Here is a 24,386-nt window from a genome sequence, read left to right as displayed (position 1 = left end):
TTTTAATGGGAGCCGAAAAGGCGGCGGACGCACGGCTTTGCTTTTGGACAAAACAGCATCGCCTGAAAGATCCGTATTCTTTCGCAGCAGCAGTGAAAGAATACATAGAAATGTCCCGGACGATTGTGAAAGAGTTGCCGTATATAAAGACCCGCTCTCCATCTCTGCTTTTCTAAACACTTGGTGAAGCCGTCCGGGCGAAGACTCCTGCGGGATGCACAGTGAGTCGGAAGACTCCGCGGGCGGACGCCGAAGAGGCTTCCGCACTGCCCTAAGGTGCGCGAAGTCCGGACAGCTTCACCTATCGGCTCCAAGTAAAAAAGCGGGACCGCTTCCCTAAAAGATGCCTATTGCTTTCGTAATAGAAGCTGTCGTTAAAGTTAAAAAGGCTGCCGACTTTGTCTAAAGTCTGCCATTCTTTATTTTATAGCGTTATAGCCTCGGTTCCCAAACGGCTGTATCTTTTCAAGCCATTTTCGCTCCAGCTTTTCCAGCGTCCGTTTTTCATCAAAAAAACCTGTTTCCGGCTTTTTAACGATTTCGAGAATATCAAATTGAAACGCTTCCTTTCCAAACTCATTCCATTCTTTTTGCAGTTCTTTATGTGTACTTGAACCTGCTTCGAGTTCGAATTTGCGTCCATTTATTGTTTTCACATTGCGAGTGCTGCCTATGAACACTTTTCCATTCGCAGTATTTTTAATTTGATAAATTCCAGCTACCACTGTTGCTTCTTTAAATTGCTGCTTCAGTTCTTTTTTTCGATCCATTTTTGACCCCTCCATCATTCATTCACCCAATATTCGCTTCCATCCGGTTTTCGGTTTAAAAAGCCATATTCGATTAAGTATCTCCTGACTTTTACGTAATCACTAAATACGTTTAAAATCACCTCATTCGTTTGCTTTTCATTGTATATTCGTCCTGCTTTGAATTTTTTGGCGATTTCACGCATGATGATCAGCCTCTGTTTTTCCTTTGGCGGAAATGTCAGCAGTACGCCATCCGGCATAAATTTAGCCATCGCCTTTGCTTGTTCTTCTACCGTTATATCATAGCGGCTGTCAATCATTTTTGCCTGCTTATGCGGCGGTATAAGCGCGGGGGCATGTTTATCTTTTTCTTTGATTAATTCCATTATCGCCAGAAACATTTTCGCCTGACGCTCTTTTTCTTTTAGGACGAAACGATGGTTCCGGATCGTCGATGCACTTCCGATCCCCATTTCTTCCTGTACTTCTTTATCACTTCTCCCTTCGTAAAAAAGGCGCAGCAGCTTATTTTGATGATCCGTTAATCCTGTCAGCTTTTTGTCCATTCCTACGATGTATTCAAACACTGATCCATGTTTTTGTTTAATATGGATCTGCATATACCGCTCCGCTTCATAAAGACTATCTTCATAAGGATAAATGACACCTTTTTCAATCTGCGCTCCGCATAACAAGCAAGTAAAAGAACATTCCCCTTCGACGTATCCTTTTTTCAACTCATGAATAGAGGCATTCCAAAACTGTTCCGATAAACCCATATAACAAACACAACCTTTAAAAGTTTATTTATTTATAGATATATTATAAATATGTTTAATATTTGTCAATAAAAAAAGCCACCTGAATAATCAGGTGGCTGATTCTATAAGTTGGAACGGTGGCAGCGGGTCTTTAAATGCCATCCAATCCATATTCATTTCTTCATTGTATCGTTTAACTTCCACGCTGTGAATGAAATGAACCTTGCTTCGCCGCCATTCGCAAATAACTCAATGATCGTGCTCTGTTCTTTCGGATACACACGGCTTGTCATTACGGCCTCGTCATCATTTACAAATAATTCAACGGAAGAACGGTCGATAAAAAGATGCAGCCTGACGACAGCCGTTTTTGTCGTATTCTTCGTCCGGCGCAATCGCAATCGGCAAATGCTCCCAATGAATGAGGTCTTTACTTTTCATATGGCCCCAATGAATCGAGCCCGGTTTTACGTCGTATGGATGATGCTGATAAAACACATGGTACTCGCCTTTCCATTGAATAAGACCGTTCGGATCGTTGATCTAGCGGGCCGGCGCCATAATATGATAGCCGAGCCGATATGGACTTTTTGATGCCTGTTCAATTGCTTCATTAACAGATTCATGTGCTTTTTGAATTGCTTTATTCATTTACTCTGCCTCCTTTAAGTGCCAAACAACACTTTGAAAATCACCGCTTACATCCGCTGGAACGTCCATACCAGCGTACATAAGCTCATCTCCCCCTACTATCTCACCTGTCTCTTGAATACGGTACGTTTTGCCGGAGTCAAGACCGTGCGCCTTCACCGAACGGAACGGCGCATTTGGCGCATCCAATACACGGAAATAACAAAGAACGGCTTCTGTTTTCTTTTTATTCACAAACATCCAGGCTGTCTCATTCCCTGCAAACGGGCTAAGCAGCCGGTAAAAATCGCCGAACTGGATGAGCGAACGGATTTTTTTATACTGTGCGACCTGCTGTGTAACTTCTTCTTTTTCTTCGTCCGTCAGTTTCGTTAAATCGAGCTCGTAGCCTAGATTGCCAGAAGCGGCCACATCCCCGCGCATTTGGAGTGATGTCAGTCGGTTCACTTGATGATTCGGCACATCCGATACATGCGCCCCCATTGAACTGATTGGATACACAAGACTTGTGCCGTATTGAACTTTTAAACGTGAAACGGCATCCGTGTTATCACTTGTCCACGTTTGCGGCATGTAGTACAGCATCCCTGGATCAAAACGGCCGCCTCCGCCCGAACAGCTTTCAAATAAAATATGCGGAAATGATGTTGTGATTTTTTCCATTACCCGATAAAGTCCAAGCATGTACCGGTGCGCTGTTTCACGCTGACGATCCGCTGGCAGCCGGGCTGAGCCGATTTCCGTCATATGCCGGTTCATATCCCATTTTACGTATGTGATCGGCGCGCTTGATAAAATATCCATTACCATTTTTGTGACGGCAATGCACACATCGTCACGAGAAAAATCAAGGACAAGCTGATTGCGGCTTTCAGATCGATTCGCACTTGGCACATGCAGGCACCAGTCCGGATGATTCCGGTATAAGTCGCTGTCAACCGAAACCATCTCCGGTTCAAACCAAAGCCCAAATTCCATGTTCATATTCCGAACCCGACTGGCGAGATCATCCAGGCCATTCGGCAGCTTGCGCTCATCCACAAACCAGTCGCCAAGCGAGGTCTTATCATCATCCCGATGGCCAAACCAGCCGTCATCCAAAACAAACAGTTCAATACCAAGCTCACTGCCCGCTGCAGCGATCGATTCAATTTTATCCGCATTAAAGTCAAAATAGGTCGCTTCCCAGTTGTTAATTAAAATCGGACGCTCTCGATCACGAAATGGTCCGCGTGCAAGCCGGTGGCGATACAAATCATGATACGTTCTCGACATGCCGCCCAGCCCTTCATGTGAATACACCATCACAACTTCCGGACACTGGAACGAGTCGCCTGGTTCAAGCTTCCAACTAAAATCAAACGGATTGATTCCCATTGATACACGTGCAGTATGGAATTGATCCACCTCTGCCTGCGCTAAAAAATTGCCGCTGTATACAAGGCTGAATCCATATACATCACCATACTGTTCATCCGCATTTTTTCGCGCCAGCGCGAGAAACGGATTTTGCTGGTGGCTGCTGGCGCCGCGTCTGCTTTCTATCGATTGAATACCCTGGCGTAATGAATGGCGTTCTATTTCCCGCTCTTTCCCCCATGCACCGGACAACTGAATAAACTCAAAGTCATTATCTCGAAAATCCACACTGGCACTAAGCGCTCTCAATAACTGAAGAGACTGGCGGCCGCTGTTGACGAGACGGATAGAGCGGGTAATAACGGAACGATCATTGTAAACCGTGTACAGCAATACCGCCTTAAGACCGGACAACTCGTCGTAAAGCATAATCTCCAGCGTCTCAGCTTCAGCTTCTTCTTCTATATAGGTTGACGGCAGACCTTCAAGTTCTGATTTTCCTTTGAAGATTCGGTGAGAATCGTATCTGAAATCTGTAATGGTTGTTCCGTTTTCAAGCTGCACCTGTACGATCGGCGCCCGGTAGTCTGTTGTACCATAGACCGGGAACTCCTGAGGCAGCGTATCCAGTGAAAAGGTCCGGTTTTCAGATGGATGCGGATTGCCAGAGAACGCCCGGTCAGTAAACTGCAGCCGATTTGCAAACCGATATTCTTTTATCTTTTTCCCCCAATATAAGTGCGTTAAAAAACCCTTATTGACCACTTGCATCACGTAGCTTGAATCGCCCGCCTGCAAATGAAAAGTTTTCTGCGAATCATGATAGTAAATAGTCAATTGTTTTCCTCCCTATTTTAGTATCTTTAATAGATAACGCTTTCAAATATCATAATAGACTATTAACTAAAAAAACAGGTGTTTTATTGGTTACTTTTAGTAAAATATTTTTCTTTTTTGCAAATTGTACGGGTTTTCTATCATATTGTATAGTAGATACAGAGAAGAAATGGAGTGAACAACCATGAAAACTATTGCAGATATTGCCAAGATCGCCGGCGTGGCAAAAAGTACGGTATCACGCTATTTAAACGGCGGTTCGGTAAGTGAAGAAACAAAAAAGAAAATTGAATTGGTGATTGAAGAAACCGGCTATTCACCCAATGCTTTTGCGCAAAGCTTAAAAGCGAAAAAAACAAATATTATCGGCACGATTATTCCGCGCCTTGATTCATATGCGACATCTCGCACGCTGATGGGCATTGATGAACGTCTGCGCGAACTGAATTATCATATGCTCGTATCAAATACAGACCAGGATTTAACACGCGAGATTGAAAATATTTATACATTGGCGAAACAAAAAGTTGCCGGTATTATTTTGCTGGCAACCGAAGTGACGGACGCTCATTTAAAAGCATTTCAAGAAATCGATATTCCTGTCCTGCTTGTCGGTCAGCAGCACGATAACGTTTATAGCCTTGTCCATGATGACGAAACAGCGGGTTACGCGATCGGCAAGTACATTGCACAGCGCGGACATAAAAAAATTGCGTTTTTAGGTGTCAGTGAATACGATGTCGCAGTTGGCTTGAAACGAAAAAAAGGGTTTGCTCAAGCGGTCAGCGAACACGCTGTAGATGTGGAAGCACGATTTTTCGAAACAACCTTTAGTATGAGCGATGCGGCAGAGCGGGCAGGACAGCTTTTTGACGAGTTTTCACCGTCTGCTGTTGTGTGCGCAACAGATAACCTTGCCATTGGTGCGATGAAAGCCGCTTATCAAAAAAAGCTTCACGTACCAACGGACGTTTCCATTACAGGTTTTGGCGGATATGAGGTAACAGCGATGATGAACCCTTCTTTAACGACCGTTCATATTCATTTTACGGAAGCAGGACATACCGCCGCCTCGCATATTGCCAAGCTTGTAAAAGGAGAAGATGTGCCGAAGCTGACGTATTCACGGTTCGATCTTATTTTACGGGAAAGTGTTGACATTCGGACAGATCATCTTTTATAATCTAATTGAAACCGGTTCCTATAACCGCTTTCAATTTTTTGATTCTTTTGTGGAACCGGTTCCTTAACCAGCTTTTTATTCGCTCTCTACCGGAACCGGTTCCACTTAAACTTATATTTTTCATCCATAAAGGAGGAAGCAGTATGAATTACAATGAAATCGCCCGTGAAACGCTCCAAGCCATTGGCGGCAAAGAAAATGTCGCTGCTGCTGCACATTGTGCGACTCGGCTTCGTCTCGCTTTGCATGACGAATCACTTGTTGATCAGGAAAAACTAGAGGCGATGGACAGTGTGAAAGGTACGTTCTCTACCGGGGGACAGTATCAAATTATTTTTGGCTCCGGTACAGTGAATAAAGTCTTTGCGGAATTTTCTAAAATGACCGGTACGGACGGCATGTCGACAACGGACGTAAAAAGCGCCGGCGCGAAGAACATGAACCCGCTTCAGCGTTTTGTGAAAATGCTGTCAGACATTTTCGTTCCAATTATTCCGGCAATCGTCGCCGGCGGTTTGTTAATGGGAATTAACAACCTGCTTACTGCTCAAGGATTGTTTATCGACGGCCAGTCACTCGTCGAAGCGTATCCGAACATGGCCGATCTCGCGGCGCTTATTAATACATTCGCGAACGCTGCCTTTGTCTTTCTGCCTATTTTAATCGGCTTCTCAGCGACGCAGCGGTTTGGCGGAAATGCGTATCTCGGGGCTGCTCTCGGAATGATTATGGTTCACCCGGATTTACTAAATGGCTGGGGATATGGCGGCGCGCTTGTAAGCGGCGAAATTCCGGTTTGGTCTATTTTCGGATTTGAAATTGAAAAAATCGGCTACCAAGGCACAGTGCTTCCAGTTTTAGCCGCTTCGTTTATATTGGCAAAAGTGGAATTATCGTTGCGCAAAGTAGTTCCTTCCGCACTCGATAACTTGCTGACACCTCTTTTGACGATTTTTATTACCGGGATTTTAACATTTACACTTGTTGGACCCCTTACTCGTTCAGCCGGCAATCTGCTTTCTGACGGCATGATTTGGCTGTATGACACAACCGGATTCGTAGGCGGAGCACTTTTTGGTCTTCTTTACGCACCCATCGTTATTACCGGCATGCATCACAGCTTTATTGCAGTTGAAACCCAATTACTTGCCGATATTGCCAAAACAGGCGGTTCGTTTATCTTTGCGGTTGCGACAATGTCGAATGTCGCACAAGGCGGGGCAACACTGGCTGTTTTTACAATGACGAAAAACAAAAAGCTAAAAGGCACCGCATCAGCAGCCGGCATCTCTGCCCTGCTCGGTATTACCGAGCCTGCAATGTTCGGCGTTAACTTGAAGCTTCGTTATCCATTTATTGGCGCCATTATCGGCTCTTCTGTTGCCACAGCTTATGTGACGTTCTTTAAAGTAAAAGCCATCGCCCTTGGAGCGGCCGGTCTTCCCGGCGTTATTTCCATTCAGCATGAAGGACTTGTTCAATACGTGATTGGCATGATCATTGCCATTGCGGTCGCGTTTGTGGTCACCATCGTGCTTGGAAAGCGTGACGAGAAAAAACAAGCGATACAAAATGCTGCATAACAAACTCATGATGGAGGAGCAATCCTCCATCTTATTTTTATATTAACGAGGTGATCGAATTGCAATGGACAACAGAACAGCGTTACACACGCATTGAAGATATAGCTGAAAAAGACTTAACCGCTTTAAAAGAAAAGGTCGATCGTTCTCCCTGGCGCCAAACGTATCATATTCAGCCTGAAACGGGATTGTTAAACGATCCGAACGGCTTTTCTTTTTACAACGGCGAATATCATTTATTTTATCAATGGTTCCCGCTTGGCCCTGTCCACGGAATTAAATATTGGTATCATACAAAGTCAAAAGATCTCGTCCACTGGGAAAGTGCCGGCATCGCCATTCGGCCAAACGATGACATTGACAGCCACGGGGCATACTCCGGCAGCGGCATTGAGCATAACGGCCAGCTTTATTTAATGTATACCGGCAATACGCGCGATGATCAATGGGTTCGCCATCCAAAGCAGAATATTGCGGTAATGGATGAAAAGGGCGTCATTGAAAAATGGAAAACACCCGTTATTGATCATGTGCCAGATGATTACACCGATCATTTCCGCGACCCGAAAGTATGGAAAGAAAACGATACATTTTATGCTATTATCGGGGCTCAGCGGACCGACAAAACCGGCTGTGTCGTGCTGTACAGTTCTCCTGATATGGAAAAATGGACATTTGAAGGTGAAATAAAAACCGGTCTCCCCCGCTTCGGTTACATGTGGGAATGCCCGGATTATTTTACCGTGGATGATCAGGGTGTTTTCATTTTTTCACCTCAGGGCATTGCGCCGGACGGCGATCACTATCATAATATTTATCAATCGGGTTATGTACTCGGGAACCTGGATGTTCATACACAAACGATACAGCACAGTGACTTTCATGAACTGGACCGCGGCTTTGACTTCTATGCGCCGCAAACGATGGAAACGCCGGACGGCCGCCGGATTATGGTCGGCTGGATGGGGCTTCCGGAAATAGCTTATCCGACAGATGCACATGGCTGGGCCCACTGCCTGACACTGCCACGCGAGATCACGATCGAAAATGGCCGGCTCATACAGCGGCCGGTGCGGGAGCTGCAAAGCTTGCGCGGCATTCAAATGGAAGCAGCAGCTGAACTGTTAAATGAAACAAAGACGTTTGACAGCTTTAGCGGCACATCGTTTGAACTGATTTGTTCGTTTACTATTCACGACGCCGCATCATGCGGCATTGAAATCCGTGTCAATGAAAACGAAAAAACAGTGATCACTTATGATGCGGTCCAAAAGAAGGTCATTTTGGACCGGACATTTTCTGGCTCTCCCGTCAGTACCGACTATGGAACTGTACGCAGCTGTCATTTAGATGCAGAGTGCGTGACCTTTCAGTTGTTTGTGGACTCCTCTTCATTGGAATTGTTTGTGAACGATGGATTAGACGTATTTACGAGCCGTATTTTTCCGAGCGACGACTGTACCGGAATCCGCTTTTTTGCGAGTGGCGGCCGTGCATCTTGCCGGGCGGTTAAATGGACGATTGGGGGATGAAAATGGGTACCTTGTATTCGATTGGAGAAGTATTAATTGATTTTATTCCGATGCAAAAAGGACAGGCATTAAAGGACGTTGTATCATTTGAACGCGCGCCGGGCGGGGCTCCGGCCAACGTGGCAGCAGCCGTTTCGAAACTCGGCGGACAATCAGCGATGCTGACCAAACTCGGTGCCGACGCGTTCGGTGACTTTTTACTGGAAAAACTGGACGAAGCCGGCGTTGAAACAAAACATATCATTCGTACAAATGAAGCAAACACAGCTCTCGCTTTCGTTTCGCTTCGTGAGGACGGGGAGCGTGATTTTTCTTTTTACCGAAAGCCTTGTGCTGATTTGCTGATGACGGCAAATGAAGTAGATGAATCATTGTTTACTTCCGGCGATATTTTGCATTTTTGTTCCGTTGATTTAGTCGAAAGCCCGATGAAGCACGCGCACGTCAAAGCCATCGATTCAGCTAAACAGCGCGGTGCTTTAGTGAGCTTCGACCCAAACGTCCGACTGCCGCTTTGGGACAGTCCTGACGCGTGCCGTGAAACGATTTTAGCTTTTATTCCGAAAGCGCACCTTGTGAAGATTTCGGATGAAGAGCTTGGATTTATCACCGGCATTTCAGAAGAAAAAGCTGCGATCGAATCGCTGTTTACCGGCGATGTGCAAGCGGTCGTGTATACGCGCGGTGCGGAAGGAGCAACGCTTTATGTAAATGATACCAAGATCCAGGCTGATGGTTTTTCCGTACAAGTTCAGGATACAACCGGTGCCGGCGACGCGTTTATCGGTGCTCTTCTTTACAGGCTTCTTGATGCGGCCGCCGATCAAGAAAATGTACAAGCCGTTCTCGAACAAAATGGCGAAAACATGCTGAAATTCGCCAACGCTGCCGGCGCCATCACGACGACCGGCAAAGGAGCCATTTCCTCCCTGCCCTCGAAACAACAAATGGATGACATGCTAAAGCCCCGCTAAACACGGGGTTTTTTTACGGTAAAAAACTAGATCTAAAGATAGATAGCCCGTATACCAAAGCTTTTTCAAATCGCGAAAATGAATCGCCCCTCTTATCCATTAACCTTCTGGTTATAAAACGACGCCTGGTTTTCCCCATTCTTTTTAGACACATACAGTGCCTGATCTGCCAGCCGAATAACATTAAAAATGTCTTATCATCTTGCGGCCAAACAGCGCCGCGGACACTCGAGCTAATTAACAGCGTTTCAGTATACAGGGAAAAAGCCCATCTTTTTCACCATAAACAGAACAAAAAAGCAGCGCATCGTTTGCGCTGCTTTTGGACTATTTAGTTTGCATTCATTGCGTTATAAATTGCAACTGTGAATGCTTCACGTGTAGTATTATGTGTTCCATAAAACTTATCGCCTTTGAAAAAGCCTGTTTTATCAATCGATGCCATTGTCACAATGCCTTCATATGCCCAGTGGTCTGCGCTAATGTCCGTATAGCCTACACTTGCGGCTGCCGTCTGTGAAACATTCAAATGAAATGCACGTTGAATAATTGAAGCCATTTCATTTCTAGTCATTTCTTCATCCGGACGGAATGTTTTATCTTCAAATCCATTAATGATGCCAGCTTCGCGAATCGCTGCAATGTCCGCCGCAAAGCGGTTCGTTTTCGGTACATCAGTAAAGTGGCTCATCACTTCCGGTTTTAAGCTAAGCACACGGTTTAAAATCGCCGCTGCCTGTCCGCGTGTTACTTTTTCTTCTGGACGGAATGTGTAATCTTCAAATCCGTTAATAATCTCTTTATCTGTTAATGTTTTAATTGCATTATATGTTGCGGCCGTTTCAGTTACATCTACGAACCATTCCGGCGCTTTTTCCGTTTGTACGGTTTGATCAGCTAATACACGTTTTGATCCTGCATATTTCGGACCCCAGTATGAATCATCCATTGAAACAAGCGCAATGCCTTTGCTTGATGTTGCATTTAATACTTGGTTATTGCCTGCGTATACCCCAACGTGAGAAATGCCTTTTTTATATGTATTCGCATAAAACACAAGGTCGCCGACTTGCAAATCACTTTTTGCCACAGCTGTACCAACATTGTATTGCTCGCCTGTTGTACGCGGCAAAGAAATATCAGCAGCGTTTCTGTAAATGTATTGAATGAATCCGGAGCAGTCGAACCCATTTGGTGTCGTTCCGCCAAATACGTACGGTATACCCATGAACTTTTTCCCGTAAGCGACAATCGACTCACCAACAGATGCGGCTTCTGTTTTGACAGATGTCAGCGGGGACATGCTTAAAAACAATATTACAGCTAAAAATGAAAGAACTGCTTTCTTGCAACTGTTCACCCTGTACCTCCCAGATTCTCATTCTTTTTTCTCTCTATATTCCTCATAAATCTTATTTTAGCAAAAATAAACATTACATTGTTTTACGTTAAAGTTACAAATTCGATTATTTTCGTAACAATTGAAACTTAAATTTCCAGAAAAACAAAAAAAGGAGTTCTTTTCAGCTCCTTTTCCGTCTAATTCTTACCTTTTTGACGTAAATTGTATTTCAATCGGTCCGTGCCAGTCACTTATATCCGGTACGGCACGGATGATATTTTTATGCCCTTTTATCAACATCGCGGCACATGCCACTTACTGCGTATGCCTGATTCACTGTATACCATATTAATATTTTTTGTGAAAAAGAGCTGATCGGAATCAGCCCCACTTTATTATGAGTAAATAATTTCACTTTCGTTTTCACGGCTCCATGCACTGAATCCGCCTTTTAGATGTGTAACATCTTCAAATCCTAGATGCTTCATGACACTCGCCGCAATGGCCGAACGAACACCGGATTGGCAATGAATAAGCACTGGTTTTGTTTTATCAAGCTCTTCACCTGTTTTACGAAGGAGTCCGAGCATTTTGTGGTCTGCGCCTTTCATATGACTTTGCTTCCATTCACTGTCGTTCCTTACGTCAATCACTTGAGCGCTTTCTTTCAGCTGTTCAAATTGAGCCACTTTTACCGTTTCATATGTTTCAGTTGCGGCACTTGCCATTGTATGAGGTGCGGCTAATTTGACGACATCATCGAGGTGAATCGACCGAAGCGCAATCAACGCTTCTTCCGCATCTGCTTTCTCGACAATAATAACTATTTTTTCATCGTAACCAATCAGCCAGCCCGCCCAGTTTGCGAGCATCTTGCCGAACGGAATATTGATGGCGCCTTTTACAAAACCTTTTTCAAATTCTTCAGCCGGACGCGTGTCCAAGAGGACATGTTTGTTTTCTTTTGCCCATTCAATCACTTCATCGGCGCTGCCTGCCCATGCGGGTTCGCCTGCTTCCACAATCGCCGGGCCTGCTTTGTTCACGCGCTTCATTTCTGCGAAGTACACAGGGGCTTCCGGCTGATCTTTCAACAGTTCTGTGACAAACTCTTCTTCATTGTTTATCTCCATCGCCCAGTTAAATTGTTTTTCATATCCAACCGTTGAAGTTGGAACCGCGCCGAGTGATTTTCCGCATGCGCTGCCCGCTCCATGCGCCGGCCATACCATCATGTAATCTGGCAGCTGTTTAAAGCGCTGCACGGATTGAAACATTTGCTTTGCTCCTCCGTCGGCCGTCCCTTGAATCCCTGCTGCTTTTTCCAGCAAATCCGGACGGCCAATGTCTCCGACAAAGACGAAGTCACCGGTAAAAATGCCCATTGGTTTTGACGCACCGCCGCCGATATCGGTTAAGACAAATGAGACGCTCTCCGGGGTATGTCCCGGCGTATGCATGACTTTAAATTCGATGTTTCCGATTTTAAATTTCATTCCGTCTTTCACCAATTCGGCATTAATACCGTCTATATATTGATATTTCCAGTTTTCATCGCCTTCATCTGACAAGTACAGTTTCGCGCCGTGCTTAACCGCTAATTGGCGTGCACCGGAAACGAAGTCTGCATGGATATGTGTCTCAGCAGCTGCTGTGATCGTCATCCCTTCTTTTTTTGCTTCTTTAATAATGTGGTCAACGTGACGCGGTGGGTCGATGATGATTGCTTCTCCTGTGCGCTGACATCCTATCAGGTATGTGTATTGAGCTAACTTTTCATCAAAAATCGAACGAAATAACATGTATATGGTTCTCCTTTCATTTTTGGAGGTTAATATACCCTAATAGGTATATTTATACTAACACGGGTATATTCCGTTTGCAACTCTTTTATTTTTAAATTTTTTCAAGAAAAAATAAACGTGACATATAATCCAAACATGAGCATCGTTGCAACTATAATTCCGGTCAGTGCCAGCACACTGTTCCTTTCCGGCTTGAACACTTCATCATCAATCGTTTTAATTTTTGCAAAGTAACTATACGTCGAGAACCCAATCACAAAAAGGCCTGATACGACCGCAATAATACCGATCATATTCGCCATTACATCTGCACGTGCAGAATGCTGCGGCAAAAAATTAAAATGAAGGTTAATGACAAGAAACCCGATGCCGATAATCGCAATCGCTGTTCTCACCCAAGCAAGATATGTTCGTTCATTAGCCAAATGCTGTTGAATAAATTTAGAACTTTTTGTTTTTTCCATTTCTCCACCTCTTTTTTTATATACCAAAAAGGGTATATATCGTAAAATGATTTGTTTAGACTATATACGATACCCTTAAAAATGGGGAACATTTCTTAAATAGAGAAAGATGATTAACGAATCCTGTCATATCCTTTATAATAGAAGTGACAATGAGAAAAGGAAGGTGAGCAGCTATCGATGCGCTGCAAATTGCAAACGACTTAAAGAAGAAGATGGATGAACGATTAGTGTATTCACTGTTTCCATTGCGTAAGCATACGTATACGAAAACTGGCGGAACGGCAGATGTTTTCGTTAAGCCTAAACATATAGACGACCTGCAAACTGTTATCCATTATGCGAAAGAAAACAAGATCCCGCTGACGATTCTCGGCAACGGCTCAAACGTGCTCGTGCGCGACAAAGGATTGCGCGGCATCGTGATTGCTCTTGAATATTTTGACCAGATTCATGTTGACGGGCCTTCGATCACAGCCGGAAGTGGAGCCAAAATTATTGAAGTTTCCCGCACAGCGCTTGACCATCGTTTAACGGGTCTTGAATTTGCATGCGGCATCCCTGGCTCAGTCGGCGGCGCACTCGTCATGAATGCCGGTGCATACGGTGGTGAAACATCCACTGTGCTTACAAAAGCGATCGTTCTTTCTCATGACGGTGACCTGATTACATTAGGTGAGAATGATTTCCATTTCGGCTACCGAAAAAGTGTGTTTACAGAAAAAGACTATATTATTTTAGAAGCCGTTTTCGAACTGAAGCCGGGCAGCTATGAGGAAATTAAAGAAGCAATGGATACATTCACTGCGCTTCGTGAATCCAAGCAGCCGCTTGAATATCCTTCATGCGGCAGCGTATTTAAACGCCCGACCGGCTACTTTGCCGGGAAATTAATTCAAGACAGCGGCCTTCAGGGAACGCGGATTGGCGGAGCAGAAATTTCCACGAAACATGCCGGCTTTATCGTCAACGTAGATGGCGCTTCCTCAACTGACTATTTAAACCTGATTCGGTATGCGCAGGACTGCGTCCGTGAAAAGTTCGGTGTCGAATTAGAAACAGAAGTAAAAATTATTGGAGAAGAGTAATCGAAAAAGCCGCTTCGTCAAAGGAAGCGGTTTTTTTGTGTGAGGGGATAGTGGATTGTTTACAAGCGAAATGATTGCTTCTTTTAATGAACTTGAAACAGCCGTTTACCAATACGTATCGAAAAACGAAAACAACGTTATTTACATGCGCATCCGTGAGCTGGCCGCTGAAACCCACGTCCCAACTGCTGCCATTGTTTGAAGAATCAAATATTACAGCACAAGTGTCTGTTGTGTATATTCTTCAATCACTCGCCTGGGAGCTGCACGGCTGTCCCAGCAGAAAAAATAAACATACCAGATTGCTTCTAAGGCAATCCGGTATGTTTTTAAAGTTCTTCGCCATTTGTCGCAATAACGTTCTGGTACCAGGCAAAGCTGTCTTTTTTACTTCTTTTTAATGTCCTATTACCGTCAGCGTTAAGGTCTACGTAAATGAATCCGTACCGCTTCGACATTTCGGACGTTGAGAAGCTGAAGAGATCAATTGGCTGCCACGCGGTGTTCAGCCCATTAAGTCGACGCCGTCTCCAACCGCTTCCTTCATTGCTTCAATTCTAGATTACAAAGTGAACAGTCGTGTCTACATGCGGCCTGTTATTTAATTATTCGCTTAGCGCCTACATATCGATCTTTCCAATATTTATCGCTCATTTTAACAACTTTTACACCTTTTGAGGTCGTACCGATAAATGTGTCATTTCTATTATAAATGCCCACGAAGGATACTTTTCCCTTTGTGCCTGTTGCATAAAACACTAAATCTCCCGCTTTTAATTCACTCTTGTTAACAGGTTTGCCTGTTTTATATTGATTAGCACTCATGCGCGGAATGGACATTTTTGTTGCTGCGTTTTTATACACATACTGAGTAAAACCACTTGCATCAAACCCTTTTGGTGTTGTTCCTCCATATTTATAAGGGCTTCCTACATACTTGGTTGCTACGGCCGCTACTTCCTCCCCATAGTTAATGGTTGCGGATGCATTTGAAACCGGTCCAAACATAAACGCCATCACTAGAGACAAAATTGCGAAAGCTGCTGACACCCATCTTACACCTGATAAATTAATGACCAACTCTTCTCCTCCTTAAAGTGAAAAATAAACCACAAAGGTAAATATATGATCATCCGTTATTTTCATTCCTAAATACTTTTTAATTATGTTGAAAGAATTCGACAATTAAATCATATAAACTAACCGTTTCATAGAGGGATTGTTCTAAAAGTTAACTTTTTGGGACAATCCCTCTCTTTTTTCTATTCCGTTTTCAATTATTGTAAATAGAAGGTTAGTACCATCTATAAATTTATTCAGAAGTGATGTTCATATTTAAATCATTTATTTTATAGAACAAAAAAAGAACTCTCCTTGAGAGTTCGCAGACTGTAGACAAATAAAATTTTTGACGGAATCTCCTTTTGTTTCTTCACATGAGGGCTGTTTTGACGGGAGGCGACGGGCGTGCGGCTTCGCTTTCTATGGGGCAGGCGCTGAGCTCGTCTCCGCCCGCCGCCTGTGCTTTTAAACGAAACAGCCATGTCTGGCAGGTCCATACATACAGCCTATCAGGACTTGCTTCCTCTTGCTGGTTTTCTAAAACATTTGGTGAGAAGACTCCTGCGGGACGTACAGTGAGTCGGGAGATCCCGCAGGCGCAGCCGAGGAAGCGCCTGCACTGCCCGCGGAAAGCGAAGTCCGGGTGGTTTCCCCTGCCGGCTCCAGGTAAAAAAACGAGCCTGCTTCTCTCAAAGATACCTGCCTTTTTCGGTAATGGAAATTTTTGTTGAAAAGACGAATGTTGACTTTGTCTACACTCTGAGAACTCTCCTTGAGCGTTCGATTGTTGAATAATAAACGTTTATTCAGCCGCTTTTGTCCAACTATGCAGCTCATACTGCGTGACGAGTTTATCAGGAAACACTGTGTCGAATTCATTATTCGAAAAAAAGTAAATGTAAACAACTTTTCCTGATTCTAAATTCTCCTGCTGCTCTCGAACACGGCCAATTGTGGCAAAGCTGCAATGGCTGGATGCTGCTTCACGCTGAATTATTTTCTCCACTTTTTTGTCCAGTGACTCTAATGTAGCTTTAATATTTGAAGGTGTACCGGATTCAAGCGAAAATCTCTCTTTCCTGAAATAATAATCTTTCCCATTAAAACGTGTACTGGCTTGATTTTTAATCTCCAACGATTTAACAATCTCCCCCATTGTTTTTGTCGGTAAATTGATTTTCACCTAACCACTCCTTTTCGTTAAAAAGTAAGAAATCACGTTTTTACTCATTCACCCAATAACCTGAACCTTTTATATTTATTTTATTTCCAGCTTATGCACATTATTCGATTAAAAATGCGCTGGCCAGTTTAGAAAGCTTTTCGTTTGATCAGCCGAAGTGGAGCAACCTAGCGTATAGAGTACCAATTAGCGGTGCCGGTCTTGAATAAACGAAACAAGAAAGCTTATTACTCTCTTCATTAAAGAAAAAGAACAGTACGTAATATTTGACTTTGTATAAGAATAATAAGTTAAACTTATTATTAGAAGAAAAAATCTAAATTTTCGATCATTTCCCGAACCATTGCCACAAGACGGATCGATTGATTTTAAATAAGGTAGGAGGAAAAGAATTGACGAACCGAATACATCCTGGGATTGAAAAAATCCTTCAAAATATTGAAAAAGTGATAACAGGAAAACAGGAAGTGGCTAAATTAAGCCTGGTGGCGCTGTTAGCTGATGGCCATGTGCTGCTTGAAGATGTGCCGGGTGTCGGAAAGACGATGGCCGTTCGGGCGCTTGCGAAGTCGATTAGCGCAGAGCTGCGGAGAATTCAATTTACACCTGACTTGCTGCCTTCTGATGTAATGGGCGTGTCGATTTATAATCCACGGGACATGGATTTTCAGTTTTATCCAGGTCCTATTATGGGAAATATCATTCTCGCTGATGAAATTAACCGGACGTCGCCTAAAACCCAATCCGCCTTGCTCGAAGGAATGGAAGAAAAAAGCATTACAGTTGATGGCGTCACTTACAACCTCGAAAAACCGTTTTTTGTGATGGCTACGCAAAATCCAATTGAATACGAAGGGACCTACCCTCTTCCAGAAGCTCAGCTTGACCGTTTCCTGCTGAAAATGAAAATGGGCTACCCCACTCTGGATGAAGAAATGGAAGTATTACAACGGGCGCAAAAAGTCCCCCCTATTGATGACCTGCAGCCAGTTATCAGCCTTCAAGAACTTCGGCAGCTGCAGCTCGATATAAAAGAAGTGTATGTTGATGAATCAATTAGAAGATATATCGTCGAGCTTTCCAGCCATACCCGTTCACACGAAAATGTATTTTTAGGTGTTAGTCCCCGTGGTTCGATCGCCCTGATGAAAGCGTCACAGGCGCTGGCCTTCATTCATGAAAGAGATTACGTGCTTCCTGATGATATTCAGTATCTTGCCCCGTTTGTTTTTGCCCATAGAATCATCCTAAGACCAGAAGCCCGTTTTGAAGGAGTACAAATAGAAGACGTGATTGAGCAAGTGATCAGCCGGGTGTCTGTGCCAATTCAAAGGCACGTGGCAAAATATGAATAAAGCGTTTTTGAAGATGAAAGAATCTGGCGGATTTATTTTTTTAATCGGATTGACTATTCTTGCTTTCTCGTATGCTATGTTTCAAGGAGGATTTGTCAGCTGGTTTTTATTTTACAGCTCCCTTCCATTTATCATTTATGCGTTCAGCTTGTTTTTTTATCCTTTGTCCTGTACAGCTGAAAGAATGTTATCGAAGCAGGAATTTATTTTTAATGAATCTGTCCGAATTCAATTGACCGTCGTCAGAAAGAGCCGCTTTCCGCTTTTTTACATGATCCTGGAAGAGCAGGCGGAAGAATCTTTCACGCTAAAAGAAAAACAGCAGCAGAAAATACTTTTGCTGCCTGGCTTTAAAAAAACGCTTCAATTCGAATATGAGATTGATCAGCTGCCGAGGGGGGAACACCATTTCACTGGGATTCGTGTGAAAACAGGAGATTTATTCGGATTCATTGAAAAAGAAAAGCTGATTCCACTGGAAAATAAAATAGTGGTTTATCCACTTTACGAAGAACTGAGTTACCGTCCGTTTGCCGGCCAGGTTGATCAAGGTACAGCCATTACAAATAGACGAGTTTATCGAGATCAGGATATGGCTATGTCTGTTGGGATTCGCAACTACCTGCCTGGCGACCGCTTATCCTTGATTAACTGGAAAGCGACCGCTAAACGAAATGACCTGATGACAAAAGAGTTTGAGCAGCACCGGTCCCACGATTTGATGATTGTGATGGATTGCACCCCTGCTTCGCAATTTGAAACGGTTGTTTCGTTTACCGCTTCTGCCATCAGAGGCATGATACGGACAGGGACACAAGTCGGCTTGCTGACGGTAAGTGATGAACGGCGCAGTTTCACGATTCGCGGTGGAGACGTGCAGGAGCAGCGGCTTTTTTATCATCTGGCGAAAATTAAGGATAAAAGCGCTGTTTCGTTTGCCCGGGTGCTGGAGAAAGAAACTTTTCTTGCTCAGCAAGGCCGTACACTCATGCTTGTAACGTCCCAGCTGACCGAAGAAGTTGTCGAAAGGGCTCGCTATTATTCTCGCAGAAGCCAGTCCGTCATCATCTTTCTGATCAACGGCAAACAAGGGGCTGGGCCAGATATACGAATAACTGCTGCCACTGGAATCCAGATCCGAGTTGTACAAGAAGGCCAATTCGGGAAAACCTTTTCGGAGGTGAATGGCAGATGAATCAAAAGAGCACAAAACGGAATATCGATTCTTTTCTTTTGTATGTTTTTAGTTTTCTTCTCCTATGGGAATGGTTAAGACCGGTAGAACAGCTAACCGGCACGAGCTCCATCAACATTTTTCTTGGTTTTATTTTTGGATCACTGCTGCTGGCTTTTTTGGGCCTCCCGTTAGTGCCAACTGTTGTTTTAAAGCTGATTTATATTCTTTTGACGATTCAATACATTTACTTTGGAAACGTCGACACATGGATCGACTTGTTTTTAAAGGATTTCTTTCAAAATGCAGGATCGATTTTGAAAGGCCAGTGGACAGAGATGTCAGATTCATTTCGAACGTTACTGTTCTTTGCCCTCCTGTGGATAACAACGTATTTACTCCGCTATTGGCTGATTGACCGTAAAAATATCTTGTTCTTTTTTCTCGCGACACTCATTTTCATTACGGTATTGGATGCTTTTTCGCCATATGAAGCAGATGCAGCCATCATCAGATCGGTCCTGACCGGATTTGCCATGATGGGAATACTGACGTTCCGCCGGCTGGCCGATTCCGAGAACATTCAAAAAAATGGCAGGATCAAGCGGAAATGGATGTTTTCTTTGGCAGCCGTGATTGCAGGGAGCGCAGTCATTGCTTTTGCCGTTCCAAAAGCGGATCCTGTCTGGCCTAATCCTGTTCCTTTCCTTAAGTCACTGAGCGGTTCCGGGAATACAGCTGTAAATGAGACGAAACGAAGCGGATTAAGGTCGGATGATTCCGAACTTGGCGGCCCGTTTTTGCCTGCCAATATGGTCGTGTTTACAGCTGAAGTAGAAGAGCCCCATTACTGGAAAGTGGATACGAGAGATGTGTATACCGGAAAAGGCTGGATTTCTTCCAGTCGAGACGGGCAGCCGCTGAATTTCAGGCGGAACGTCCCGTCTTCTCTTTTCTCCTTTACAGAAAAGGTTCCTTCAGAAGAAAGGACAAGCATCGTATACAACGAAGAAGACCATGCGCATATTCAATATCCGCATGGCTTACAAAGAATTGATGCGACTTCTTCTTACCGTTACCAGCTGAATCAGCAGACAAATGGAATAACGGCGCTCAATGGCGCTGAACAAGAAGCTCCTGCATCGTATTCTGTTCAGTATGAGCACCCCTCTTTTCAGGCCAAGGATCTTGAAGCAAGTTCACCTGAGGAAGCCGATCGCTCTTTTCAGGCTATTGCCGATACGTATACCCAGCTTCCCGAAAACGTGCCGCCGGAGATAAGGGAGCTGGCGTTAGACATTACGCGGGGACAAGAAACATGGTTCGATAAAGCAAAAGCGGTTGAAGCGTATTTCAGCTCCAGCGGCTTCGCCTACGAGCAAGTGGATGTGCCTGTTCCGTCAGAAGACGAGGACTATGTCGCCCAGTTTTTATTTGATACAAAACGTGGATACTGTGACAACTTTTCCACTTCCATGGCTGTCTTGCTGCGAACGCTTGATATCCCCACACGCTGGGTAAAAGGCTACACAGAAGGGACATACCTGGAAACAAATGAAGCCGAAAATAAAATCTATCAGGTAACCAGTGAAAATGCCCATTCATGGGTGGAGGTTTATTTTCCAAACATTGGCTGGGTCCCTTTTGAGCCTACACAAGGGTTTACCAATGAAGACGTGCCTGAATTGGAGGAAACAACAGAGACACTCGTGGAGGAAGAAACAACAGAGAATATAGAAACACCGGTCGAAACGCCAGAGCAGCCTGTAGCAGCAGAGCCGGAACCGGAAGAAGAGGTAAATGATGCTTCTCAGGAAGCGCCGCAGCCGAATGTAGGATTATTCCTGAAAACAAACTGGAAAAACATCGTTGTCCTCGTTGCTGCAGTTTTCGTCATGGCCGCTTTATTCTACCGGTCCCGGAGAAAATGGCTGCCTTTCTATTATATTTTCATTTATAAACGAGATCGACAGGATCACCATTTCCCCAAAGCGTATCTCGTTCTTCTCACTCAGCTTGAGCGCTGTGGGTTAAAAAGGAAAGCTGGGCAGACATTGAGAGAATACGCCAAGGAAATTGACTTGCTTTTCTCCAGCAGCTCAATGACCCAGCTTACAGGTTGGTATGAACAATATTTATACAGAGGCAGTCTTCCTAAAGGAACGTGGGAAAATGCAAGGAATGAATGGGAATCCCTTATGAAGAAAACACGCTAAAAAATTTTTTGTTCCATTAGGGCCGATAATATAATTTTCAGATTCTATATAAGTTGAACAAAGATTTTTACTTTAGAAAACAGTGGCTGTTTGAGTTAGTGCGTTTCGTGTAGAGGCAAGGCTGATCAACGATTTGTTGTAGGATCAGCTCTTCCAAATAACACCTTATTTTTGCAGGCATGGATCGGTCTTGTAGAGAATGTCTGATGTTTTGAAAAGGAGCCGATAGGTGAAGCCTGCCGGACTTCGCGTTCCACGGGCAGTGCGGCAGCTTCCTCGGCTGCGCCTGCGGGATCTGCCGACTCACTGTACATCCCGCAGGAGTCTTCGTCCGTCAGGCCTCACCAAGTAGCTTTGAAGGGCGGCGACTATTCAAGCTGGGGAGTTCCGCTTTTATTGGCGCAGCGATTGTCCCCTTTTGTTTTAGAAAGAATCAGGCTAAACCAGCCTTTCCTTTTTTTACATTCACTCATGAAAAAAGCAGAGGCGGCGGGTGTGCGGCGCAGACTCCAGTGGGACTAGCAGATCAGTGCAGCCGCAAAGCGACGGAAACGAGCTCAGCGCCTGCCCTATGGTGCGCGAAGCCGTGCGCCCGCGCCATTTCGGCTCTCGTTAAAAGAAGCAGGTCAAAACGGGCCTCACCCAAAAGAGACCGTCATAATGGGTATGAAGCTGGTTTTTGTCAGGCAGGCCACTCTTTAGAGGCGTGGATCGATCACCCGGGTGGCAGAAGGCAAAATGATAAGTCAACTTATATAGCGTGAAATATTCCAGCACAAATAAAAAGCCGTCCAAAATTTTCATTTCTGGACGGCTAAACCTTTTATTTTTTCCGATTGTAAAACTCCGCTGGAATAGAGGCAAAATGGCGGCGGTGATACAGCATTGGGTCTTTGCCTGAATCGATTTGGATATCTTCCACTTCTCCGATTAAAATCGTATGGTCCCCTGCTTCAACCGTTTTGAAGGTTTTACATTGAAGAACCGCAAATGCGCCTTCAATAAGTGGCAAATTGTGCTCAGGTGAGAAAGACCATTCACATGTGCTGAAGCGGTCTACGCCTTTTGTTGCAAAGGTCATGCAGACATCCTGCTGATTTCCTGCTAAAATATGAACGGCAAATTTTCCGCCTTCCACAAACTCTTGAATCGTTGACACTTTGTGATCAATGGACCACAAAATTAATAGCGGATCGAGTGAAACAGATGCGAATGAATTAACGGTCAACCCAATCGGTTCACCATTAGCGGATGTTGCAGTCACAACTGTAACCCCTGTTGGGTAATTGCCCATCGCGTCTTTAAACAATTGCTGTTTTTGTTCGTTTGCCATTCTATTTCCCCCTTTGATTAATAATCCCTTTTATCGTATCGTTCCTTTCTATTCTTTGCCACTTTTAAATCCCAAAAAGCTGCCTCTAAAAATGGAGACAGCTCTGTTTTGGGGCGGAATATTTTATTTTAAGCCGGAATGTACTGCGTCTGGGCCGGTAAAACTTTTTTCCGCCCCAAGCAGAACAGAAACCAGCCTAAATTTGAATAAACCGCCCCAAATACTTGATTATTATGTTATTTTTCTTACTTCAATCGGGATCAACATTTCTTCAATCTTTTCCCGATGAATTTCGTACTGTGACGGCAGCTTGAGGCTTTCGCCCATTTTATCTACTGATTCATCGATCGCAAAACCGGGCGGATCCGTGGCGATTTCAAACAAAATATGACCTTGTTCTCTAAAATAAATAGCATTAAAGTATTGGCGGTCTGTGACCGGTGTTACCCCGTAGCCTTCATCCGCGACAATTTTTTGCCATTCCAGCTGATCCTCGTCGTCTTTTGCCCGCCAGGCAATGTGATGAACGGTGCCTGCACCCATTTGTCCACGCCCGGATGGCGTTGTTTTCACATCAATCACGTTGCCGATATCCCCTGCAGCACGGAATCGGATCAAGCCGCTCTCTTCAGCCACCCGCTCCAATCCCATGACGTGTTGAAGCAAATGGGCCGTTTTTTCCGGCTGCGCAGAAAAAAGAATCGCACCTCCAAAACCTTTAATTGCGACATCCGGCGTCACACCATTAAATGCCCAGCTGTTGTGTCGGCCTTCTGCCCGTTCTACAATTTCAAGCTGAAGCCCATGTGGATCATCAAACGCCAAATATTGCTCTGCGAACCGTTCTTGTTTTGAGAAAGGAATGGAAAAGGAATGAAGCCGCTTTTCCCAGAACGAAAGCGCACCAGCTGGTACCACATAGGTTGTTACACCGACCTGTCCGTCTCCGATCATGCCTCTTTGTGCGCCGGGCCATGGGAAAAACGTGATGATGGTTCCTGGACTCCCCGCTTCGTTACCGAAGTACAGATGATACGTGCCGGGATCATCAAAATTGACTGTTTTTTTCACTAAACGCAAGCCGAGAACAGCTGCGTAAAAATCAACGTTTTCCTGCGGATCACCAACGATCGCCGTAATATGATGGATACCTGCTGTTTGCTTCATGTTTCTCTCTCCTTTTTTACCCTAATAGGGCGTCAAATGCATAACGGCCGGGACCAGTTAAAGCGACACCGATTGCTGCTGCAAGCAAAATTAAGTTATACTCATAACCGTTTTGTGTGCTCCAAAATCCGTTCGCTCCATGTACTTTTACAATCGCAATAACCATCGTTCCTGCAATCAAAATACCCGCGAGCGGTGTCAGTAAACCAAGTGCAAACAACGCCCCGCCTACAAACTCCGCAAGACCCGCCAAAAGCGCCATCGTAACCCCCGGCTTCATGCCGATCGAATCAAACCAGCCGCCTGTTCCTTTCAAACCGTAACCGCCAAACCAGCCAAATAATTTCTGTGCGCCGTGACCGACAAACGCTAAACCAATGACCAACCGAATAAGTAACAAACCTGCATCTAACATGTTTTCTTCCTCCTAAGGATTTTATCTTGAATTCGAGATATATAATTAAAAAAAATCGAAATGCTTTTTTGAATTTATTTGTGATTTTATCTTGAATTCGAGATAATAATATCAGCTTTTCAAAAGGTCGTCAACCTGTTTCTTGATACT

Annotated in this window: 21 protein-coding genes and 3 pseudogenes; 10 read left to right on the top strand and 14 right to left on the bottom strand. The window is 44.4% G+C overall.

All coding sequences use genetic code 11. The features are described 5' to 3' along the window. Window positions 1-5 precede the first annotated feature (5 nt). Complete coding sequence (locus VQ00_RS18895; protein WP_172645583.1) at window positions 6-176, top strand: hypothetical protein; 171 nt, start codon at window positions 6-8, stop codon at window positions 174-176. 243 nt (window positions 177-419) lie between these two features. Here VQ00_RS18895 and VQ00_RS14440 read toward each other — a convergent pair whose 3' ends face one another. The 5 genes and pseudogenes from VQ00_RS14440 to VQ00_RS14425 form a co-directional block, all read right to left on the bottom strand. Further along, window positions 420-770, bottom strand: a complete 351-nt coding sequence (locus tag VQ00_RS14440; RefSeq protein WP_046180815.1) for a GIY-YIG nuclease family protein — start codon at window positions 768-770, stop codon at window positions 420-422. Window positions 771-784: 14 nt separating this feature from the next. Next, complete coding sequence (locus tag VQ00_RS14435; protein WP_046180814.1) at window positions 785-1,531, bottom strand: DUF2087 domain-containing protein; 747 nt, start codon at window positions 1,529-1,531, stop codon at window positions 785-787. A gap of 155 nt (window positions 1,532-1,686) precedes the next feature. Then, window positions 1,687-1,908, bottom strand: a complete 222-nt coding sequence (locus tag VQ00_RS18890; protein WP_245618126.1) for a GH32 C-terminal domain-containing protein — start codon at window positions 1,906-1,908, stop codon at window positions 1,687-1,689. Then, window positions 1,874-2,164: pseudogene (locus VQ00_RS19410) on the bottom strand (glycoside hydrolase family 32 protein); the annotation flags it as partial. The gene VQ00_RS18890 and the pseudogene VQ00_RS19410, both read right to left, overlap by 35 nt. Then, window positions 2,165-4,360, bottom strand: coding sequence for an alpha-galactosidase (locus VQ00_RS14425; protein ID WP_046180812.1), 2,196 nt, complete (start codon window positions 4,358-4,360; stop codon window positions 2,165-2,167). It lies immediately after the preceding pseudogene. Window positions 4,361-4,544: 184 nt separating this feature from the next. Between VQ00_RS14425 and VQ00_RS14420 the strand changes: the two genes are divergently transcribed. The 4 genes from VQ00_RS14420 to VQ00_RS14405 all read left to right on the top strand — a co-directional run bounded on the left by VQ00_RS14420 (window position 4,545) and on the right by VQ00_RS14405 (window position 9,632). Then, window positions 4,545-5,543: a LacI family DNA-binding transcriptional regulator gene (locus VQ00_RS14420; protein ID WP_046180811.1), complete on the top strand. Its 999-nt coding sequence runs from the start codon at window positions 4,545-4,547 to the stop codon at window positions 5,541-5,543. Between the two features lie 143 nt (window positions 5,544-5,686). Next, window positions 5,687-7,126, top strand: coding sequence for a sucrose-specific PTS transporter subunit IIBC (locus VQ00_RS14415; protein WP_046180810.1), 1,440 nt, complete (start codon window positions 5,687-5,689; stop codon window positions 7,124-7,126). A 59-nt stretch (window positions 7,127-7,185) separates the two neighbouring features. Continuing rightward, on the top strand, window positions 7,186-8,658 hold the full coding sequence (locus VQ00_RS14410; RefSeq protein WP_046180853.1) for a glycoside hydrolase family 32 protein: 1,473 nt from the start codon (window positions 7,186-7,188) through the stop codon (window positions 8,656-8,658). Between the two features lie 2 nt (window positions 8,659-8,660). After that, window positions 8,661-9,632, top strand: coding sequence for a carbohydrate kinase family protein (locus tag VQ00_RS14405; protein ID WP_046180809.1), 972 nt, complete (start codon window positions 8,661-8,663; stop codon window positions 9,630-9,632). A gap of 331 nt (window positions 9,633-9,963) precedes the next feature. Here VQ00_RS14405 and VQ00_RS14400 read toward each other — a convergent pair whose 3' ends face one another. The 3 genes from VQ00_RS14400 to VQ00_RS14390 all read right to left on the bottom strand — a co-directional run bounded on the left by VQ00_RS14400 (window position 9,964) and on the right by VQ00_RS14390 (window position 13,243). Then, window positions 9,964-10,992, bottom strand: coding sequence for a C40 family peptidase (locus tag VQ00_RS14400; protein ID WP_082091581.1), 1,029 nt, complete (start codon window positions 10,990-10,992; stop codon window positions 9,964-9,966). A gap of 377 nt (window positions 10,993-11,369) precedes the next feature. Then, the gene (locus VQ00_RS14395) at window positions 11,370-12,776 is read right to left on the bottom strand and encodes an MBL fold metallo-hydrolase (RefSeq protein WP_046180808.1); all 1,407 of its coding nucleotides are present in this window, start codon (window positions 12,774-12,776) and stop codon (window positions 11,370-11,372) included. A gap of 104 nt (window positions 12,777-12,880) precedes the next feature. Continuing rightward, window positions 12,881-13,243, bottom strand: coding sequence for a YidH family protein (locus VQ00_RS14390; RefSeq protein ID WP_046180807.1), 363 nt, complete (start codon window positions 13,241-13,243; stop codon window positions 12,881-12,883). A gap of 215 nt (window positions 13,244-13,458) precedes the next feature. On the opposite strand from VQ00_RS14390, the gene murB reads away from it, so the two are divergent. Together murB and VQ00_RS18205 are read left to right on the top strand one after the other, a co-directional pair. Next, window positions 13,459-14,331 carry a UDP-N-acetylmuramate dehydrogenase gene (gene murB / locus VQ00_RS14385; protein WP_046180806.1) on the top strand — a complete coding sequence of 291 codons (873 nt, stop codon included), beginning with the start codon at window positions 13,459-13,461 and terminating at the stop codon, window positions 14,329-14,331. 55 nt (window positions 14,332-14,386) lie between these two features. Further along, window positions 14,387-14,530: pseudogene (locus tag VQ00_RS18205) on the top strand (RpiR family transcriptional regulator); the annotation flags it as partial. 130 nt (window positions 14,531-14,660) lie between these two features. Here the strand turns inward: VQ00_RS18205 and VQ00_RS18200 are convergent. The 3 genes and pseudogenes from VQ00_RS18200 to VQ00_RS14375 form a co-directional block, all read right to left on the bottom strand. Then, a pseudogene (locus tag VQ00_RS18200) lies at window positions 14,661-14,887 on the bottom strand (family 1 glycosylhydrolase); the annotation flags it as partial. Window positions 14,888-14,928: 41 nt separating this feature from the next. After that, complete coding sequence (locus tag VQ00_RS14380; protein ID WP_046180805.1) at window positions 14,929-15,411, bottom strand: C40 family peptidase; 483 nt, start codon at window positions 15,409-15,411, stop codon at window positions 14,929-14,931. A 784-nt stretch (window positions 15,412-16,195) separates the two neighbouring features. Further along, the gene (locus VQ00_RS14375; protein WP_046180804.1) at window positions 16,196-16,576 is read right to left on the bottom strand and encodes a hypothetical protein; all 381 of its coding nucleotides are present in this window, start codon (window positions 16,574-16,576) and stop codon (window positions 16,196-16,198) included. A gap of 392 nt (window positions 16,577-16,968) precedes the next feature. On the opposite strand from VQ00_RS14375, the gene VQ00_RS14370 reads away from it, so the two are divergent. The 3 genes from VQ00_RS14370 to VQ00_RS14360 are packed head-to-tail and all read left to right on the top strand — an operon-like array spanning window position 16,969 to window position 21,321. Continuing rightward, the gene (locus tag VQ00_RS14370; protein WP_046180803.1) at window positions 16,969-17,931 is read left to right on the top strand and encodes an AAA family ATPase; all 963 of its coding nucleotides are present in this window, start codon (window positions 16,969-16,971) and stop codon (window positions 17,929-17,931) included. Continuing rightward, complete coding sequence (locus tag VQ00_RS14365; protein WP_046180802.1) at window positions 17,924-19,126, top strand: DUF58 domain-containing protein; 1,203 nt, start codon at window positions 17,924-17,926, stop codon at window positions 19,124-19,126. The genes VQ00_RS14370 and VQ00_RS14365 overlap by 8 nt, the downstream gene beginning before the upstream one ends. After that, entirely contained in the window at window positions 19,123-21,321 is a 2,199-nt protein-coding gene (locus VQ00_RS14360) for a transglutaminase TgpA family protein (protein ID WP_046180801.1), read from the top strand. The genes VQ00_RS14365 and VQ00_RS14360 overlap by 4 nt, the downstream gene beginning before the upstream one ends. 823 nt (window positions 21,322-22,144) lie before the next feature. Here VQ00_RS14360 and VQ00_RS14355 read toward each other — a convergent pair. The 3 genes from VQ00_RS14355 to VQ00_RS14345 form a co-directional block, all read right to left on the bottom strand. Then, window positions 22,145-22,654 (bottom strand): flavin reductase family protein, encoded by a 510-nt coding sequence (locus VQ00_RS14355; RefSeq protein WP_046180800.1) that lies wholly within the window; start codon window positions 22,652-22,654, stop codon window positions 22,145-22,147. A gap of 231 nt (window positions 22,655-22,885) precedes the next feature. Beyond that, a complete protein-coding gene (locus VQ00_RS14350; RefSeq protein WP_046180799.1) occupies window positions 22,886-23,821 on the bottom strand; it encodes a ring-cleaving dioxygenase in 936 nt (311 codons plus the stop codon). Between the two features lie 16 nt (window positions 23,822-23,837). Further along, window positions 23,838-24,236 (bottom strand): DoxX family protein, encoded by a 399-nt coding sequence (locus VQ00_RS14345; RefSeq protein ID WP_046180798.1) that lies wholly within the window; start codon window positions 24,234-24,236, stop codon window positions 23,838-23,840. Window positions 24,237-24,386 lie beyond the last annotated feature (150 nt).

This window comes from Domibacillus tundrae (genome assembly GCF_000970675.1).
Classification (GTDB): Bacteria; Bacillota; Bacilli; order Bacillales; family Domibacillaceae; genus Domibacillus; species Domibacillus tundrae.
Note: the sequence above shows the minus strand (reverse complement) of the source record. Positions and strands in the feature narration are given on the sequence as shown.

Excerpts from the sequence above, each read along its gene's own strand:
- VQ00_RS18895 (WP_172645583.1), top strand. The coding sequence starts at position 6 with ATGGGAGCCGAAAAGGCGGCGGACGCACGGCTTTGCTTTTGGACAAAA.
- VQ00_RS14440 (WP_046180815.1), bottom strand. The coding sequence starts at position 770 with ATGGATCGAAAAAAAGAACTGAAGCAGCAATTTAAAGAAGCAACAGTG.
- VQ00_RS14435 (WP_046180814.1), bottom strand. The coding sequence starts at position 1,531 with ATGGGTTTATCGGAACAGTTTTGGAATGCCTCTATTCATGAGTTGAAA.
- VQ00_RS14420 (WP_046180811.1), top strand. The coding sequence starts at position 4,545 with ATGAAAACTATTGCAGATATTGCCAAGATCGCCGGCGTGGCAAAAAGT.
- VQ00_RS14415 (WP_046180810.1), top strand. The coding sequence starts at position 5,687 with ATGAATTACAATGAAATCGCCCGTGAAACGCTCCAAGCCATTGGCGGC.
- VQ00_RS14405 (WP_046180809.1), top strand. The coding sequence starts at position 8,661 with ATGGGTACCTTGTATTCGATTGGAGAAGTATTAATTGATTTTATTCCG.
- VQ00_RS14395 (WP_046180808.1), bottom strand. The coding sequence starts at position 12,776 with ATGTTATTTCGTTCGATTTTTGATGAAAAGTTAGCTCAATACACATAC.
- VQ00_RS14390 (WP_046180807.1), bottom strand. The coding sequence starts at position 13,243 with ATGGAAAAAACAAAAAGTTCTAAATTTATTCAACAGCATTTGGCTAAT.
- murB (WP_046180806.1), top strand. The coding sequence starts at position 13,459 with ATGGATGAACGATTAGTGTATTCACTGTTTCCATTGCGTAAGCATACG.
- VQ00_RS14365 (WP_046180802.1), top strand. The coding sequence starts at position 17,924 with ATGAATAAAGCGTTTTTGAAGATGAAAGAATCTGGCGGATTTATTTTT.
- VQ00_RS14360 (WP_046180801.1), top strand. The coding sequence starts at position 19,123 with ATGAATCAAAAGAGCACAAAACGGAATATCGATTCTTTTCTTTTGTAT.
- VQ00_RS14355 (WP_046180800.1), bottom strand. The coding sequence starts at position 22,654 with ATGGCAAACGAACAAAAACAGCAATTGTTTAAAGACGCGATGGGCAAT.
- VQ00_RS14350 (WP_046180799.1), bottom strand. The coding sequence starts at position 23,821 with ATGAAGCAAACAGCAGGTATCCATCATATTACGGCGATCGTTGGTGAT.
- VQ00_RS14345 (WP_046180798.1), bottom strand. The coding sequence starts at position 24,236 with ATGTTAGATGCAGGTTTGTTACTTATTCGGTTGGTCATTGGTTTAGCG.